The sequence below is a fragment of the Pseudomonas sp. GL_135 genome, from assembly GCF_057834665.1.
On sequence record NZ_CM174408.1, the window covers coordinates 128,843 to 144,957 of the forward strand.

General features: G+C 59.7%; 12 protein-coding genes and 2 pseudogenes. 6 read left to right on the plus strand and 8 right to left on the minus strand.

What is annotated here, in order from left to right:
* Window positions 1–16: 16 nt before the first annotated feature.
* On the minus strand, window positions 17–895 hold the full coding sequence (locus AC3ISG_RS00595; protein ID WP_489298282.1) for an amino acid ABC transporter permease: 879 nt from the start codon (window positions 893–895) through the stop codon (window positions 17–19).
* A gap of 302 nt (window positions 896–1,197) precedes the next feature.
* Between AC3ISG_RS00595 and AC3ISG_RS00600 the strand changes: the two genes are divergently transcribed.
* Window positions 1,198–2,163 carry a LysR family transcriptional regulator gene (locus AC3ISG_RS00600; RefSeq protein WP_489298283.1) on the plus strand — a complete coding sequence of 322 codons (966 nt, stop codon included), beginning with the start codon at window positions 1,198–1,200 and terminating at the stop codon, window positions 2,161–2,163.
* A gap of 164 nt (window positions 2,164–2,327) precedes the next feature.
* On the opposite strand, the gene AC3ISG_RS00605 is transcribed toward AC3ISG_RS00600, so the two are convergent.
* Window positions 2,328–3,020, minus strand: a complete 693-nt coding sequence (locus tag AC3ISG_RS00605; RefSeq protein WP_122536721.1) for an HAD-IA family hydrolase — start codon at window positions 3,018–3,020, stop codon at window positions 2,328–2,330.
* 215 nt (window positions 3,021–3,235) lie between these two features.
* Between AC3ISG_RS00605 and AC3ISG_RS00610 the strand changes: the two genes are divergently transcribed.
* Window positions 3,236–4,723: a YdgA family protein gene (locus tag AC3ISG_RS00610; RefSeq protein WP_122536722.1), complete on the plus strand. Its 1,488-nt coding sequence runs from the start codon at window positions 3,236–3,238 to the stop codon at window positions 4,721–4,723.
* Window positions 4,724–4,774: 51 nt separating this feature from the next.
* On the opposite strand, the gene AC3ISG_RS00615 is transcribed toward AC3ISG_RS00610, so the two are convergent.
* From AC3ISG_RS00615 to AC3ISG_RS00635, 5 genes are all read right to left on the minus strand, one after another.
* Window positions 4,775–5,905, minus strand: a complete 1,131-nt coding sequence (locus AC3ISG_RS00615; protein ID WP_122536723.1) for a mechanosensitive ion channel family protein — start codon at window positions 5,903–5,905, stop codon at window positions 4,775–4,777.
* A gap of 165 nt (window positions 5,906–6,070) precedes the next feature.
* Window positions 6,071–7,882, minus strand: coding sequence for a J domain-containing protein (locus tag AC3ISG_RS00620; protein WP_489298284.1), 1,812 nt, complete (start codon window positions 7,880–7,882; stop codon window positions 6,071–6,073).
* 5 nt (window positions 7,883–7,887) lie between these two features.
* Complete coding sequence (locus tag AC3ISG_RS00625; protein WP_489298285.1) at window positions 7,888–9,582, minus strand: molecular chaperone HscC; 1,695 nt, start codon at window positions 9,580–9,582, stop codon at window positions 7,888–7,890.
* A 156-nt stretch (window positions 9,583–9,738) separates the two neighbouring features.
* Window positions 9,739–10,893 (minus strand): epoxide hydrolase family protein, encoded by a 1,155-nt coding sequence (locus tag AC3ISG_RS00630; protein ID WP_489298286.1) that lies wholly within the window; start codon window positions 10,891–10,893, stop codon window positions 9,739–9,741.
* Complete coding sequence (locus AC3ISG_RS00635; RefSeq protein ID WP_489298287.1) at window positions 10,890–11,810, minus strand: NmrA family NAD(P)-binding protein; 921 nt, start codon at window positions 11,808–11,810, stop codon at window positions 10,890–10,892. The genes AC3ISG_RS00630 and AC3ISG_RS00635 overlap by 4 nt, the downstream gene beginning before the upstream one ends.
* A 114-nt stretch (window positions 11,811–11,924) precedes the next feature.
* Between AC3ISG_RS00635 and AC3ISG_RS00640 the strand changes: the two genes are divergently transcribed.
* From AC3ISG_RS00640 to AC3ISG_RS00650, 3 genes and pseudogenes are all read left to right on the plus strand, one after another.
* Complete coding sequence (locus AC3ISG_RS00640; protein WP_489298288.1) at window positions 11,925–12,551, plus strand: TetR/AcrR family transcriptional regulator; 627 nt, start codon at window positions 11,925–11,927, stop codon at window positions 12,549–12,551.
* 577 nt (window positions 12,552–13,128) lie between these two features.
* Window positions 13,129–14,154: pseudogene (locus AC3ISG_RS00645) on the plus strand (methyl-accepting chemotaxis protein); the annotation flags it as partial.
* Between the two features lie 141 nt (window positions 14,155–14,295).
* On the plus strand, window positions 14,296–15,009 hold the full coding sequence (locus tag AC3ISG_RS00650) for a methyl-accepting chemotaxis protein (protein ID WP_446731160.1): 714 nt from the start codon (window positions 14,296–14,298) through the stop codon (window positions 15,007–15,009).
* Window positions 15,010–15,066: 57 nt separating this feature from the next.
* On the opposite strand, the gene AC3ISG_RS00655 is transcribed toward AC3ISG_RS00650, so the two are convergent.
* Window positions 15,067–15,297, minus strand: a complete 231-nt coding sequence (locus AC3ISG_RS00655) for a hypothetical protein (RefSeq protein WP_489298289.1) — start codon at window positions 15,295–15,297, stop codon at window positions 15,067–15,069.
* A gap of 57 nt (window positions 15,298–15,354) precedes the next feature.
* Between AC3ISG_RS00655 and AC3ISG_RS00660 the strand changes: the two are divergent.
* Window positions 15,355–15,942 (plus strand): annotated as a pseudogene (locus AC3ISG_RS00660) (tail assembly protein).
* Window positions 15,943–16,115 lie beyond the last annotated feature (173 nt).

Consider the following 16,115-nt stretch of genomic DNA (forward strand, 5'->3'; position numbering starts at 1 on the left):
CTCTCCTGGGCCTGACTTACGAACGCTTGCCGGCGCCGCGGGCAAAACGCAGCTCCAGCCGGCTTTGGCCGAACGACAGGACCGTCACCACTGCCAGGTACCAAATGCCCGCGACGATCAGCAACTCCATGACCCGGGCGTTGGCGTAGTAGATGTTCTGCGCGTTGTGCAGTAATTCGGAATACTGGATGACGCTGGCGAGGCTGGTCATCTTCACCATGCTGATGAATTCGTTGCCAACCGGCGGGATGATTACGCGCATCGCCTGGGGCAGGATCACCCGGCGCAGTGCCTGCAGACGCGGCATGCCGATGGACTTGGCGGCTTCGTACTGACCGGTGTCCACGGACAACAAGCCTGCGCGCACGACCTCAGCGGTGTACGCGCCCTGATTGATGCTCAGGCCCAGCAGTGCGGCAACGAAGGGTGTCATCAGGCTGACCGTGTCGATCTCGAACACGCCGGGAATGCCGATGACCGGGAAGATAAGCGCCAGGTTAAACCACAGCAGCAACTGCAGAATCAACGGCGTGCCGCGAAACAGCCAGGTGTAGGTGATCGCGACGTAACGCAAAATCGGGTTCGCCGACATGCGCATGATGGCCGTGACCACGCCGATCACCACCCCGAGCACCATCGCCAGAATCGACATGACGATCGTGTTCAGCAGTCCCCACAGAATGGCCTCAGAAGTCAGGAACTGGCCGATGTAACTCCACTCGATCTGCCCGTTGGCAAACGCACGGGCCAGGCCGGCGAGTGCAACAATAATCAGGGTCGCGAAGAATATGCGCCCGTAATAGCGGCGTGGGACGTGTTCGTACTGGGTGATGTCGAACGCGTTTTCGGTCTTTCTGCGCTCGGCTTGCAGCTGCTCCGCCTGATTCTGATTCATGTGTCTCTCCGAAGCTGTGTGCAGACCGCGCCTGCCTGATCTGGGCAACCCTACCCAGCCTCCGCCGCAACGCAGGCCCGCCGCTGCAGCATGGAACCGTCCTGGATAGAGGGCAGTTACGAATTTAAAGTCCTGATCAAAGTGTCAGGTTATTTAATGTTGGATCCGCTTTCGGCCTATGTAGCGAAGTGCCGCGTGCGCGGTTGCCAATCAGGTTTTTCTGTGTTCATTATTATCAACCGGGCACGTATTTGTTGTGAGTCAGAGCCTGTTGAATCCAATAGGCGAGGTCAATAAGCATTATGGAAACTCCACTTTCCAATTCTGGAAACGTGCCGCCTAAACCGGGAATACGCCCCCCTCTTACTCTCAGCGGAATGGACTTCAAGCTGTTGCGGGTGTTTCAGGCCGTTGTGGAGGCGGGTGGCTTCAGCGCCGCCCAGAACGAGCTGAACGTGGGCCTTGCAGCCATCAGCAAGCAGATTTCCGACCTCGAAATTCGTATCGGCATGCGCCTCTGTACACGAGGCCGGGAAGGGTTTCATCTCACTGAAGAGGGCAAGCTTGTCTATCAGGCGGCTATCGAACTGTTCGCCTCGGTGGACAGTTTTCGCGACCGGATTAGTTCAGCGCAGAATGAGTTGATTGGCGATTTGAGTGTCGGCGTAATTGATAACACCCTGACCGATAAAAGTTCGCCGCTCATTGCCGCGCTTAGAGTAATGCACGATGAAGCGCCCAAAGTCAGACTGCGACTGCAAGCGTCCCAACTGGATGAAGTCGAGCGCGCAATGGTCGAAGGGCGCGTGAGTCTTGGCATCGTGCCGGTGTATCAGCGGCGCGAAGAGTTTGATTATTTCGAGCTGTACGAAGAGACCTCCCACGCGTATTGCGCAGTGGGTCATCCGCTGTTCGAGGCGGATGAAAGCACCCTGGGCATCGACAGCCTGCGCGCATTCGACATCGTGAATCATCGCTATGCGATCCATCGCGACAAGGCGAGCTTTGTTAATTCGGACAGCCAGTGCGCATCAGCCTCTCAGGTAGAAGCGGTGGCCATGATGATCATGACCGGCCGCTTCATCGGCTTTCTCCCCGAGCACTACACGCGCAATCTGATCCGCGACGGCCTACTCCGCGCCTTGCGCCCCGACCTGATCTTCCTGCGCACGCCCGTCAACCTCATCCTGAGACACAACGCCCCACGAAGCCCGCTGGTCAAGGCGTTCGCTCGGGCGTTAGGGGTGGATTTGAGGGTTGGGGTGTAGCGTAAATGTCACGCAATTGCCGCGAACGTGAGCCCGGTGGCATGCAGCAAACACCGTCCCTGTGGGAGTGAGCTTGCTCGCGAAGCCGCCTTTTCGAGCGCGGGAAATTTGGCAGAAGTGCCAACCTCATCGCGGGCAAGCGCGCTCCTACACCTATAGCGTGATCAGCGGGCAAACCCCGGCAAACCCCAATCTTCCAGCGGAAACTCCGTCAGCGAACCCAATATCAGGTCCGCATGCGCGTACTGGTCGATCGGCATGTGCGAGTCCGGCACGGCCACGGCGTACATCCCTGCAGTCTTGGCAGCGGTCACGCCGAAAGGGGAGTCCTCAAACACAATGCAATCCCTCGGGTCCACGCCCAGGTGGCGCGCTGCAGCCAGGAAGATATCCGGCGCCGGCTTGGCCGCCGTGACTTCGGCGTGATCCGCCGTCACCACGTCTTTGAACAGCTCGAACCAGGCGCGGTGATTGCTCGTCTTCGCGTGGAAATAGTGAAGGGATGAGCTGGTGCCCACCGCGATCGGAATGTTGTGCTCGGCAAGATGCCGCACCAGTGCCTCGGCGCCACGCATCGGCACTGCGTGGGGGAAGCGCTCGTCCAGCATCGGTTGGCGAACGGTCAGGAACTCCTCGGGAGACATCGGCAGCTCGAGCGCGCTGATCACGTATTCGGCGAAATCCTGAGAGCCGCGGCCAATGGAATGCTGCTTCACGGCCCAGTCGAACGTCTTGCCATACCGCTTGGCGATGGTGTCGGTCACCTCGGTATAGATGCCTTCGGTGTCCAGCAGCAGGCCGTCCATGTCGAAGATCACCGCTTTGACCGGACCCTTGGGCTTTTGCACTTCGCTCATCTCATCGATCCCGTTAGCAAATTGGCGTCCAGCCTAACGCTTCGGCGAACGCCGTGGCTAGGCGCAACGGCTGCAAAACGTTCTCGCCAAGTGCTAATCTCGCCGGGCTCTCGGCAGCGCAAGGTGCTGCACGGCCGCTTTGTGTGGCGCCGAAACCCTCCGGGGTCAAGGAAGGCAAGACCTCTCTTCAAGAACGGACATCTTCGAGTCGACACATGAAAAAATCAGTCAACATCGCCGTAGGCGTCATTGTGGTTGCGGGCGTCCTTATCACCGCAGGCGCCTGGTACACCGGAAAACGGCTGGAAGGCGCGCTCAACGACGCCATCCAGCAAGGCAATCAGCAGCTTCAAGCTGCGTTTGTCGGCCATGAAGGCAAGGCGAGTGTTGAGCTCCTTTCTCTGGACCGCCACTTTTTCACCAGCACTGCGCACTACAAGCTGAATATCCAGGACCCCAAATTCAATGACGGTCAGCCGGTCGAGCTGCTGTTTGTCGATAACATCGAGCACGGCCCATTGCCTTGGAGCCGCGTAAAGTCGCTGCAACTGCTGCCGGTAATGGCGGCCAGCAACATGCAGATCGAAAAGAACGCCTTCTCCGAAAAATGGTTTGCCATGACCAACGGCCAGCCGCCGCTGACCGGCCACTTCAGCATGGGCTACGACCGCGCCGCATTGGGCCGTGTTGAGTTGCTGCCGTTTGAATTCACCGATCAGACCGGCGCGTTCAAGTTTTCCGGTTTCACCCTGAATGCCTCGGGCTCGGGTGACGGCCAGAAGCTCGAAGCCAACGGTGTACTGGGCAGCGTCGACGTCACCGCAACTTCCGAAGAAGGCCCTGTGCACCTGACGCTCAAGGACTTCACCTTCAACACCGGTGGGACCAAGGGCAAATCGGGTTTCTACCTGGGTCATACCGACGCGAAAATCGCCTCGGCGACATTCCAGGCGGCGGGCCAACCGGCCATTCAGCTCAAGGACTTCGTCAACACCAGCCTGTTGCAGGAAGTGGAAGGCAACCTGAATGCTCAGGTGACCTATGACGTCGGCAACATCAGCTTCAACGGCAGCGACATCGGCGCCATGCAGATGCTCTGGAAGTTCGGCAATTTCGACATCGCGTCAACCCAGGCGCTGATGAAGATCTATCAGGAGAAAGTTCAGCCTCAAGCCCAGGCCGCCGCAGCGATGGGTGAAACCTACACGCCGCATTTGAGCCCGGCTGATGAGGCGCTGGTGCAGGCAGAGGTCAGCAAACTGCTGAGCGCCAAGCCGCACATCGAGCTGGAGAAGCTTTCGCTGAAAACAGCCAGCGGCGAGAGCCAGTTCAGCCTGACGATGGACCTGGGCAACCCTTCGGCGCTTGATCAGCCGGGTGCGGAATTGCTCAAGCAGTTGCTCACTCAGCTTGACGCCAAACTGGTGCTCTCCAAGCCGATGATCAAGGACCTGGCCGCACTGCGTGCCAAGTCTGCCGGTCTGACCGACCCTGCCGCCATCGCGCAACAGGCGCAGGGCGCAGCGGAATCGGTGGGTGGCATGGCGGTCATGTTGCAAGTGGGCAAGGTCGAGGGCGACAACATCGTCTCCAGCCTGCATTACGCCAACGACGTGGTGGACTTCAACGGCGTGAAGATGCCGGCGCAACAGTTTGCCGCAATGATGATGGGCAAGTTTGTGATGTTCAGCGGCGGGCAGTGAGCCTGGTCCGGCCACCGCTGAGGTGGCCGGGCAACTTGCTTTTACCTGTCGTCACACCGGCGGCTGGCGCGCGATTTCTGTGGGCGCTTCGTGGCCTTCGCGCTCCGGCTGCACGGTGCGCGAGGACATCTCCGCACGCAGCTGAGGCAGGCATTGCGGATATTGCCGGGCAACGAAACTGATCAAGCGCTCGCGCATGTGGCATCGCGCATCCCAACTGCGCGATGAATCCGCCGAGCTCAACAACACCCGCAATTGCATCGCCTTATCGGTGGTGTCCGTGACCTGCAACACGCAGACGCGGCCATCCCAGAGGTGCGGGATTTCCTTGCAGATGCGCTCCGCCTCTTCGCGCAACTCCTCCAGTGGCAACGCGTAATCCACCCACAAAAACACCGAGCCAATCAGGCTCGACGTGCTGCGGGTCCAGTTCTGGAAGGGCTTCTCGATGAAGTACTGCAGCGGAATCACCATCCGCCGTTCATCCCAGATCTTCAGCACCACGTACGTGCCGCTGATCTCCTCGATGCGACCCCACTCACCCTCAACGATCACAACGTCATCCAGGCGAATTGGCTGAGAGATTGCGATCTGCAGCCCTGCGATCAAGTTGCCCAGCACCGGCTTGGCGGCGAAACCGGCGGCCAGTCCTGCGAGCCCTGCCGATGCCAGCAGACTCGTGCCGATCTGTCGCACCGGCGGGAAGCTCATCAGAATCAATCCGGTGCCGAACAACAGCACCAGCACATTCAGGCAGCGCACCAGCACCCGCACTTGGGTCTGGATGCGGCGGGCCTGGAGATTGTCTTCGATGTCCAGCGGGTTTCGGATCGCGACCGCTTCGCCGATGGCCTTCACGCAACTCAGCGCCAGCCAGGTGAACCCGGCCACCACCAGCATGCCGTTCAGATGCCGCACGCCGTTGATCAACATCAGATCATCGGGGGCGGAGGTCCAGACGGTTTGCAGGGCCAGCAGCGGGATCAGCCACAAGGTCGGCGGCTCGGCGCGATGGAGGAGCTGCTGGGCGAAGACGAAGGATTTCGCGACGCGGCGGAGCAAGACCAGCGCAATCCAGCGTCCCAACAGTGCGATGCCGATCGCGACGGCGGCGGCCACGAGGGTGTTGAGCCAGGGCAACGGCAATGCGTTCAGCCAGGCTTCCGGAAGTACGTGTTCCATAGAGGGGTCACCAACAGGACGGTTCAAAGGCAAGAGGTGTGAGCTCCCTCAGCGCTCATTGTTCCCCTGATCAACCCGGCGTCTTAGAAATCGTGACGGGCTGGAATCAGCGAGCCAGAGCGTCCGACACATGTACTCCATGTCGAATGCGCTGGCCAGTCCAGACTAATGGCCGGGCGACGCCTGACTGTCCAGTTCACGCTGCAACCGGGTTCGAAGCCGCCAGCACTGGCTGATCTTCTGCTCTCGCGAATAGTTCGCGCAACGCTCAGGCAGCACCGCGTTTCTGCACTCCTTGTCCATCAAATCCATTGCCTGCTCGCTGCTGCAATCAAGCTGGCCGGGCAGCGCTTTCGCAACTTGTCCGGAGCTGGAGGTCGGCACCGGCTTCGGTGCCAGCGGGTAGAGACTGAAATAGATCGCAGAGGCCGCGATGACGATGATCGACAGGAATATTTTGCGCGCGTTTACGTGCAGGAATGTCCTCACCGCTTCGCGAATAGGGGCGTAAATCTGCGGGTGGCGATAGGGCGACAGAAAGATCCAGGCCAGCATCAGCAGCGTGTAACACATCCCAGGGGCAAGGCCTTGAGACGAGATCAACATCCCGGTCAGCACCAGCGGCACGCCGTGCCGAATCAGGAGTGCCTGCGACGCCGGCCAATGCAGCCACTCCGGAAGCAGCAGGTCGCTGAGCCATTCATCTGCGTCTTCGATTGCCAGGCACACCGGGCGCCAGCCGCGCATGGCAATCTCGGACAGGAAACTCATGAAAAGCGGGAACAGCAGTAATGTCAGCGCCACTCCCACGCCATCAGAAATGCCTTTCATCATCTGGTCTGGAATCACGTAGAAGGCCGTGAAAAGTACCCAGCCGATCCATATCCAGACAGCCGGGTTCATCGGCTCAACCCGCAAGGTTCGCCAGCTCTGCAGATCCGCCTCGGGGAAGACGTCGAGCATTTCCGGATAGCGATTGTTGATCGTCGAGCACAGGCGCTCGCAGGCAATCCACACGTCCGCGCTGCAGAATCTCGCCAGTCGCAGCCGATCGACCTTGCGCCCCGGCTGGAGCACCAGCCGCGCTGCCTTCTCTTCGACGCTGTCAGTCTTGCCGCCCGCCAGCAGGCGCTGCCAGTGTTCGATGTAGGCGTACTTCTCGCATCGTTCGATCAAATTCCGCCAGATAAACTCCGGCTCGGGAAACACGCCCTTGCGGTCGTCCCAACCAAAAAGCTCGCAGACCCTGTCGAACAGCGCAGCCGTCCAGCCTTTGTGATTGTGCAGAAAGAACATGACCCAGCGCTGCAGCTGATCGCGGCGTTCCAGCGAGGCCAGCCACGGCTGCTGAGCCAGCGCCTGCAACGCCGCAAGAAACTGGCGCTCTTTGCCTTCGGCCAGCGCGCGTTCGAGCCGCGCGCCTTCGCTGTCGAGCAGCCGCTGGGTCAGTTGGATTTCCCGGTCTGCGCTGATGCGTAACGACTGCCAGGGCGTCAGCCACTGCAGCTGGTTGATAGCGGCTTCAAGCAAATCGCCGTTAGACGAATTTGCTTCCAGACACCGATCAAGCACGCGTTGCTGGAAGGGCAAATCGCAGCCTTGTTCCACAGCGCGCTGATGCTGGCGCGGCAGATTTTCTGCGGTGGTCTCTTCCACCAGCACGCGTGCAGCCTGCCGCGCCATGGCTTCGGCATCCGGTGCCGGCTGAACCAGATCGGCCGTAGTGTGCGCTGACGTTACGGTCTCGACCGAGAGCGCCGATGCCTGGCCGATGGTCACCGCAGGCGAGTCGAACTCATCGTCTTCGTCGGCACGATTTCGTGACCAATCGAGCGCTCGCTCGTAGGCTTCCCGCAGGCGCTGAAACGCCTCTGGATCCTCGTCCGGTCGTGTGACCTTCAACAGTTTTGCGTATTGACGTTTGACGGTCCGCTCATCGGCATCGTCGTTCAGGCCCAGCAAAGTCCAAGGGTTCATGGCGCTTACCATTCCCCTCGCTCGAAGCGTTCGACCTGCTCGGTGAGCCGCTTGCGCACCTCGCTGATCTGCCGTTCATCCTGGGTTTCGAGCACGTGCTGAAACTGGCTGGCCCATGCCCCGACCATCTCGCGCGCCTCACCCAGGTACTCCTGATACAGGCGCTCGAGCTTTGCAGTCATGTGCGTGTTCACTTGCTGCTCGCGAGGATGCGTCTTCAACGAGTCGAGGGCTTTAAGGCGCTCCTGAATCTCGGCAGGCGTCAGCACGCCGGGGTTGTTTTCGATCACCAGCGTATGCGCTTCCCCGGTCATCGGAATGCGCACATCCGCTTCGAGAATGCCGTTGTTGTCGTAGGTAAACCGCACGTCCAGGTCGACTTCACCGGCAGGGCGGCGAGGCACCTTGATCTCGAGTTCGCCCAGGGCCACGTTGTCCTTCACCTTGCGGCTCTCGCCCTGAAAGATCCTCACAATGACGAATTGCTGATGATCGCTGAGGGTGCTGACAGTCCTGACCCGGCTCACCGGAACGACGGTATTGCGCTCGATAATCGGCAGGTAATGGCCGCTTTCGAAATGCTCGCCGATGCGTTGGGTCGTCTCGATGCCCAGCGTGTACGGGCACACATCCGTCAGCACCACTTCCTCCAGCGCCGAGTCGCGCGCTTTCAGGGCGGCCTGAATTGCTGCGCCTTGAGCGACCACCTCGTCGGGGTTGAGCGTGATGGACGGGAAGCGGCCGAACAGGCTGGCCGTCAGTTTACGGATCAGCGGCATGCGCGTGGTGCCGCCCACCAGCAGGATTTCATCCAGATCGGCGACACGGATGCGCGCGTCACGCAGGGCTCGTTCGATCGGGGCGCGCAGACGGTCCAGCAGGGGCGCGTAGAGCTCGATCAGTTGCTCCTGGGTCACTGGCTTGCGCCACTCGCGATCGCCATGACGCAGCACGAAATCAACACTCGCTTCCTGCCCCAGCGCTTTACGCACGCGCTCGGCTTCGCGGCGAAGGGATTGCTTCACGGTTAATGCAGGTGGAAATTCACTCTCATGCTTGTGCAGCGCCACGAAATGCTCAAGCAGCACGTTGTCGAAGTCCTCGCCGCCGAGGAAGTTATCCCCGGCGCTGGCGCGCACTTCCATGACACCGTCGAACAGCTCCAGGATCGACACATCGAATGTCCCTCCGCCCAGGTCAAATACCAGAAACGACGTCTCGCCTTCTTTCTGATGCAGCCCGTAGGCCAGCGCTGCCGCAGTCGGTTCATTGATGAGTTTTTCGACCTTCAGGCCCGCCAGCTCGCCGGCCACTTTTGTGGCCTTGCGCTGCGCATCGCTGAAATACGCCGGCACGCTGATTACCGCTTCAGTCACCGGCTCGCCGAACGCCCGCTCGACGTCTGCTTTCAGGCTTTTCAGCACCAGCGCCGACAGCTCTTCCGGGCGATATTTGCGCGCGCCGAGCTTCACTTCATGCGCGCTGCCCATGTGCCGCTTGAACAGCGCCGTGGTTGTGCCCGGATGAGTTTGCAGACGCTCCTGGGCTGCCTTGCCCACCAACACCTGTCCGTCGTCATCCAGCCCGACGACGCTGGGCGTCAGCAGTTCACCCAGCGCATTGCTGACCAGTTGCGTGCCGCCATCGCGCCATACGGCGACCAGACTGTTGGTGGTGCCGAGATCTATGCCGACGATCATGCCGAATATGCTCCTTGCGGGACTGCTGTGTGACTGTCCGAATAAATGAAAATGACGCTCTAGGTAAGGCGTATCGGCGACAGGTGGCGCGGCTTTAGACAGAGCATTGGACGATGACGGGCTGGCAGTGACAGCGGACAGCGCGCGGCGGATACATTAACGGAGCAGGCGAAAGGTCTCACGCACATGCTCGGTGAGCGTTGCCGGGTTTTCCATCGCAGCGAAGTGGCCACCGTGCTCGGCCTCAGCGAAGAATCGAAGGTCGTCGAAACGCGCCTCTGCCCAGCGCCGGGACAGGCGAAGCAGCTCGCCCGGGAACATGCTCACGCCTGCCGGGATGGGTATGGCGCGTGCAGGGCCTTGCTGTTGCATTTCGCGCATTCCTTCCCAATAGAACCGGACCGAGCTGGGTCCCGCATTGGGCAGCCAGTACAGCATGATGTCGTCGATCAACGCATCGACCTCAATGACTCGCTCGGGCTCTGCGCCGCTGTCGGAGGCATCCTGGAACAGCGCGTAAATCCACGCCGCCAGGCCAACGGGCGAATCTGCCAGGCCGAAGCCTATCGACTGCGGCCGGGTGCTTTGCACCTTCATGTAGCCGGACAGCTCTCGCTCATAGCGTTGCGCATCAGCCAGCATGCGTTGCTCTTCAGGGGTGGCCTGCGCGATTTCATTTTCAGTGGGTTGGTACATCACCATATTCAGGTGAATACCGATCAGGCCAGGCGGACGCATGTGCCCAAGGGCGGTGGTCACTGCCGCGCCCCAATCCCCACCCTGGGCGGCCCAGCGCTGGCCATATCCCAAGCGGTCCATCAATTGCGCCCAGGCCGAAGCGGTCTTGCCTACGCCCCAGCCGGGTGAACGTGGTTTATCACTGAAACCAAACCCTGGAAGCGCGGGGATCACCAAATGGAATGCATCGCTGGCGTCGCCGCCATGGGCGGTCGGGTCGGTAAGTGGCCCGACCATCGCCCTGAACTCCAGAATGGAGCCAGGCCAGCCGTGGGTCATCAGCAAGGGCAGGGCGTCAGGGTGAGGCGAGCGTATGTGAAGAAAGTGAATGCCAAGACCGTCGATCTCGGTCCGGCTGCTGTTCCATTGGTTGAGCTGCGCTTCAGTCGCGCGCCAGTCATAACCGTTGCGCCAGCGTTCGACCAGCGCGCGAAGGCGTTCAAGCCGTGGCCCCTGGCTGTTGTCGGAGACGGTTTCCGGGTCAGGCCAGCGGGTTTGCGCCAGGCGCTGGGCCAGATCGTCGAGTTGCGCCTGGGGAATTTGAAGAGGAAACGATTCGATAGGGTGTGTCATTGCTTGATCCCTTGCACATGAGTACGGGCCAATGTGTCACGGACGGATGCCCATTCACGTTGGCCATAACGGTCGTTGTCCAGACTGAGCAGCTTGCCGCGCCCACTCATCATGTCTCGCAGGTACTGCATGCCTTGCCAGGCGGGGAAGGGCTTGTCACTGGCAGGCGTGAGCGCACGCACCATGTAGATCAGGGCGGACAGCGTGCCGATATTCCCCGGGCGCAATGTGCGGTAGCGCTGCCCGGTCAGCGCGGTGAGGATGTTGGCAATCTGCGCGGGGGAGACGCTGTTGCCGGCAATGCGCAGGAAACGCGGCGTGTTGTGATCGAGCGCGGCATCGGCGGTGAATGCGGCTACGTCGTCCTTGGCAGTGAAGTCCAGCAGCTGTTGCGCGTCGCCGAAATGCAGCACTTGGCGGCCGGGGAGCACAATAGGCGCGTCGCCTTCGAGCAGCTCCAGAAAACCACCGTTGAGGATTGAGGTGACGGCGATGTCGGCTGTATCGAGACGGGTGGCGAAGCGTCGGCGAAGGTCCAGGTTGCGGTTCTCCCCAGGACGGGTGCGGGTGTAGTCGAGTGAGTAATCCGAGGGAATAAACCTGGGAACCCCAGCGGCAACAGCGGCCTGCAACAGCCTGCCTTGCTGCTCGATGATTACCGCTTCCAGGCCGTTGAGCGTGGACACCACGCAACCTGAGCCGGCAATGGCACCGCGCAGGCCTTGAGCGTCATCCAGGGAAACGGGCGTGACGGTGACGCCGCTGCTGCGCAGACCCGTCAGCCGGGCTTGTTCAGTGCCTGGCCTAACCAGCGCGATGACATGGGCGCCGCGCTTAACCAGCGCCCGGACTACGCGTTGGCCCAAGTCTCCTGAGGCGCCAGCCACCACAATGGGTAAAGCAGTCGTATGATCCACAAAGCGCCTTCCTGGTCAGTTTAAAAGGGTAAAGGACGGCGCATGCCTGCGTCGATTTAACTGAACGTTACCGTTTAGTTGACGTGCAAACAAGAGGTAGGTAAGTTGCCGGCCATGACGTTGATCACGACCAAATCCAAAGGCGGCAGGCCCAGGCAAAGCCAGGCGGGCGAGGCCGAGCGTCGCTTGCTGGACGCTGCGCTGCAGCGCTTTTTGGCCAAGGGCGTCGAAGGCACCTCATGCGAAGACATCGCCCGGGCGGCCGGCGCCAGCAAAGCCACCCTCTATGCGCGCTATGCCAATAAAGAGGCATTGTTCGAAGCCGTAGTGCGGCGCCACGTCGCTACCTTATTGGCGCCTGCCGAGGCGATTCCCGCGCTTCCGCTCGAAGGCCGCTTGAGGCATGTGGGCCAGGGCATCCTCGAACATGCGCTGCAACCCGATACCCTGGCAATGATGCGACTGGTGATCGCTACTTCCAGTCGGACCCCACTTCTGGCGGCCGAAGTGAACCGCATTGGGTGGGAAGGCGGCTTCACCAGAGTGCGCTCCGCCATCATGGCGGGCCTAGACCAGCCCTCGGATCCTGATGCGCTGGCCCTTCAATTCATCGACTTGGTGTTCGCGCCCCATCAGCTCAGAGCGCTGCTGGGTGGAGACCGGGAGCAGTTGATCCAAGCCATTCCCGAACGAGTGGAATGGGGGCTGAAGTTGGTTCAGGCCGCCGGTTTGCTGGAGTAAGTGCTCCGGGTTCTTGCGATTGCCAGGTGATGAGTCTGAACGGTAGAAGCCTCGCGGAAGTTAAGGTGAGATCAACTAAAAGCGACCCGTGTGAGGACTGATTTGTTCAACGCTCGCGGCACTAAATTTTTAAACTCAAAGTTGCCATGTGCTTAGCAGTACTCACACTGACTAAAAACAGTAGGTGTTTTTCGTGTCTGGCTTAACCTGGTCCATCCACCGAGTGGAGAAGTTCCTAACTCATCAGCCCTGAGAGGCGCGACCCTTGCGCTCCTGACTTGGGCCAGGCATCAGTCCAAACCGCCAGAGCCCATGTGGATCCAACGCCTCAGGTCAGTGTAACCGTCTATCGGACTCACAAAGAAACGGCAAATAATTTGAACTTTTTATGTGTGATAGTTTCGCCGATGCAAGTAGAGCATTAAGTAGAAAAGTGTATGAAAGGAACGATATTTCCCTAAAGTTTAGTTGTGGCGAGCCGAAGTTTAAGGCGGTAGGAATGGCATGGAGTAGCCCTCTCCTATGTGAATACCTATAACTTTCAGAGGGCGCCATGCTAAAGAATATCTTGATCAATATGACCGTCAGGTCAAAGCTCGTACTCGGCTTCACCCTGGTGATCATATTTACTGTCCTTATCGCCCTCACGGGTTGGACAGGAATCTCCTCACTCAGTGAGCGAAGCGAACGCGTGTCTGATATTGCGAAGCTCACAACCCTGACCCGGGACATGCGCATCGCCCGGCTGGTCTACGGACAGAATTCCGACGACGCCAACGCTGCCACTTGGCTAAAAGCCTACGACAACCTGGACGCTCATTTGGCGTATTTGCGCGAGATCCTGGATTCCGAGCTCAATATCCCCCATGTAAAAACCGCGACGGCCGCGATGACGGTCTACAAGGGTTTTTACAACGACATCATCAATGCGACCCGTACTCGCGAAGCGAGTCGAGCCGTGTCTGGCAGCGCCGCCGATGAGGCATTGGAGGTGCTGCTACGTTTAGCCACCCTCTCCAATTCGCCAGAGGGCACGTCCGCACAGCGAGATGCAATCGGGCAAGCACTGACGCTTTTTCAGAAAATGCGCTTTGATGTGCGGGGGTACACCTTCACGCTCAAGCCTGACGCGCAGCAGCTGGCGATCGCTTCAATCGCCGCAGTCATGAACAACGTCCAATCCCTGCAAGCCGCCGGATTTCAACCTGATGCCATCAAGGGCCTCCAGGCTTCACTGAGTAAATACCAGGCCGCCATTGCTCAGTTTTCAGAAGCACAGGTCGCGATCAACCAGGGACAAGCAGGTATCACGAAAAACATCGAAGTCCTGCTGGCCTCCGCCGATCAGTTGGCACAGAACCAGGTCTCGCTGCGTATTGAGGACGTGGGTCAAGCCAACAAGATGTTGATCATATGGCTCAGCATTGCGCTCATCATCAGCGCACTGGCTGCATGGGTCATCACTCGCCTCATCGTGGGTCCGCTTCGCGAAGCGCTGCAATTGGCTGATCGGGTCGCCAACGGCGATCTGACCTACAGCGAAGTAACGCAAAGGCGAGACGAGCTTGGCCTGCTGCAGACCAGCATGCACAGAATGACCACCAACCTGCGGCAATTGATTGGTGGCCTGCGTGATAGCGTCACTCAGATCGCGAGCGCTGCCGAACAGTTGTCGGCGGTGACCGAGCAGACCAGCGCGGGCGTTAACAGCCAGCGAACCGAAACTGATCAGGTCGCCACAGCCATGAATGAAATGGCCGCTACTGTTCAGGAAGTCGCCAGGAACGCAGAGCAGGCGTCAGATGCGGCGGTCAGCGCCTCGAAAGAAGCCCGCGATGGCGACGCAGTTGTGGCCAAGGCAGTGCTCCAGATCGAAAAGCTCGCAACCGAAGTGGGTCATTCGAAAATCGCCATGGATGAGCTCAAGCAAGAGAGCAACAAGATCGGCGGCGTGCTTGACGTGATCAAGGCGGTCGCCGAGCAAACCAACTTGCTGGCACTCAATGCGGCCATTGAAGCCGCGCGGGCTGGCGAAGCCGGACGAGGTTTTGCGGTTGTAGCGGATGAAGTAAGAAGTCTTGCGCAGCGCACCCAGGCGTCGACCGAAGAAATTGCGACGTTGATTGGTGGTCTGCACAGCCGAACCGCACAGGTTGCGACCACCCTGGAAAACAGTCGCCTCTTGACTGACAACAGCGTGGAGCTGGCGCGGGATGCAGGGGCTTCGATCGGCAACATTAGTCGCTCAATTTCAACCATCGAGTCGATGAACCAGCAAATCGCCGCCTCCGCTGAAGAGCAAAGCGCCGTGGCTGAAGAGATAAACCGCAGTGTTCTAAGTGTGAGGGACATCTCCGAACAGACCGCTTCCGCGAGTGAACAGACAGCAGCTTCAAGCGTTGAGCTGGCGCGGTTGGGTGTGCATCTGCAGGGGTTGGTGAGCAAGTTCGTTGTCTAGCCGCCGGGGTAGGTAGATGTAGGATCGTTGCGTAGCCGCGGTCCGATCTTCGCTGACTCAGCGGATGCCAAGCATGTGATTCAGGCGCTGCAAAAAGGCTTCACAAGCACTGTTTACGTCACTGAAGCGCTGCTCTTCGGTGCGCAATCCGCGCTCACTGTAGAAGATCGACCAGCCCCCGTTTTCTTCGACCAGGCAGAGCGCCTCGTCGTTGATTTCGCCGATGGCGTAGCTGTCGGCGGGGGCCTGGATTGTTTTCAACTGTTCGGCCAACTCACGGCGATCCACATTTGCCTCCTTTTTTGACTTCTCTCAAGTGCCCGGAATCGAGATAGGACTGGACTCATTTATCCAGCTCGAACTGCCGCCCGTACGACCCGCATCTACTTGTCCGGATCGCTGGCGCGCAAGTTCTTCCTCTACAAGGACTACCAACTGGACAGCGGTTGCGCGAATGAGGGGTTCAAAGCGCTGAAAAAATACGGTCGACGGCTTCGCTGCAGAAGTAGCCAGGCTGGCCCGCCTGGGGATGCGATTCGCCATCTTTCGAAACCGCAAGAACGTCGGCGAGGACGGTTTCGGGATGAACGGCGCGCGGGAGATCCGGATTGTGCCGGTTATCTCGGGCGCCAAGCGTGCCGGGATTCTGCAAACAGTGTTGGGGGTGTTCTGATCGTGGTTGGCGCCTACTCACAGAATCCGAACCTGATCGCTGCAGGCGTTCCGATGACCGCCGGCGGAGTTATCCAGATCCTAAGCCCACAGGCTTCAGGCCTGCGCCAGAGCGGTTCCCCGGATAACTTGCCGAGCTATGCGTTTGGCAGCGCCAAGAACACCACGGCCAGCGGCAACCCGGTGCCGATCTGTATCGGCCATCGGCGCTGGGGCGGTGCGATTATATCGGCCTCTATCTACGCAGAGGACAAGGTATGAACTACACCTCGAACGAACCGGTGTAGGTAATGTGCTTACCATGCTGAGCCCATTTGCAAACGTAAAGGCTCTCGCACGCTAGGGATAATGAAATTTTTCAAGAGTTTTAGTTGCAGAGTGCAGATTCCTCGTCTACACCGCAGATGGCTGTTCTTTGAGCCGGCGAAGCCAGT

What these genes read in the sequence shown, in the direction of transcription:
- AC3ISG_RS00595 (WP_489298282.1), bottom strand. Translation starts at nt 895, where the DNA reads ATGAATCAGAATCAGGCGGAGCAGCTGCAAGCCGAGCGCAGAAAGACC.
- AC3ISG_RS00600 (WP_489298283.1), top strand. Translation starts at nt 1,198, where the DNA reads ATGGAAACTCCACTTTCCAATTCTGGAAACGTGCCGCCTAAACCGGGA.
- AC3ISG_RS00605 (WP_122536721.1), bottom strand. Translation starts at nt 3,020, where the DNA reads ATGAGCGAAGTGCAAAAGCCCAAGGGTCCGGTCAAAGCGGTGATCTTC.
- AC3ISG_RS00610 (WP_122536722.1), top strand. Translation starts at nt 3,236, where the DNA reads ATGAAAAAATCAGTCAACATCGCCGTAGGCGTCATTGTGGTTGCGGGC.
- AC3ISG_RS00615 (WP_122536723.1), bottom strand. Translation starts at nt 5,905, where the DNA reads ATGGAACACGTACTTCCGGAAGCCTGGCTGAACGCATTGCCGTTGCCC.
- AC3ISG_RS00620 (WP_489298284.1), bottom strand. Translation starts at nt 7,882, where the DNA reads ATGAACCCTTGGACTTTGCTGGGCCTGAACGACGATGCCGATGAGCGG.
- AC3ISG_RS00625 (WP_489298285.1), bottom strand. Translation starts at nt 9,582, where the DNA reads ATGATCGTCGGCATAGATCTCGGCACCACCAACAGTCTGGTCGCCGTA.
- AC3ISG_RS00630 (WP_489298286.1), bottom strand. Translation starts at nt 10,893, where the DNA reads ATGACACACCCTATCGAATCGTTTCCTCTTCAAATTCCCCAGGCGCAA.
- AC3ISG_RS00640 (WP_489298288.1), top strand. Translation starts at nt 11,925, where the DNA reads ATGACGTTGATCACGACCAAATCCAAAGGCGGCAGGCCCAGGCAAAGC.
- AC3ISG_RS00650 (WP_446731160.1), top strand. Translation starts at nt 14,296, where the DNA reads ATGAATGAAATGGCCGCTACTGTTCAGGAAGTCGCCAGGAACGCAGAG.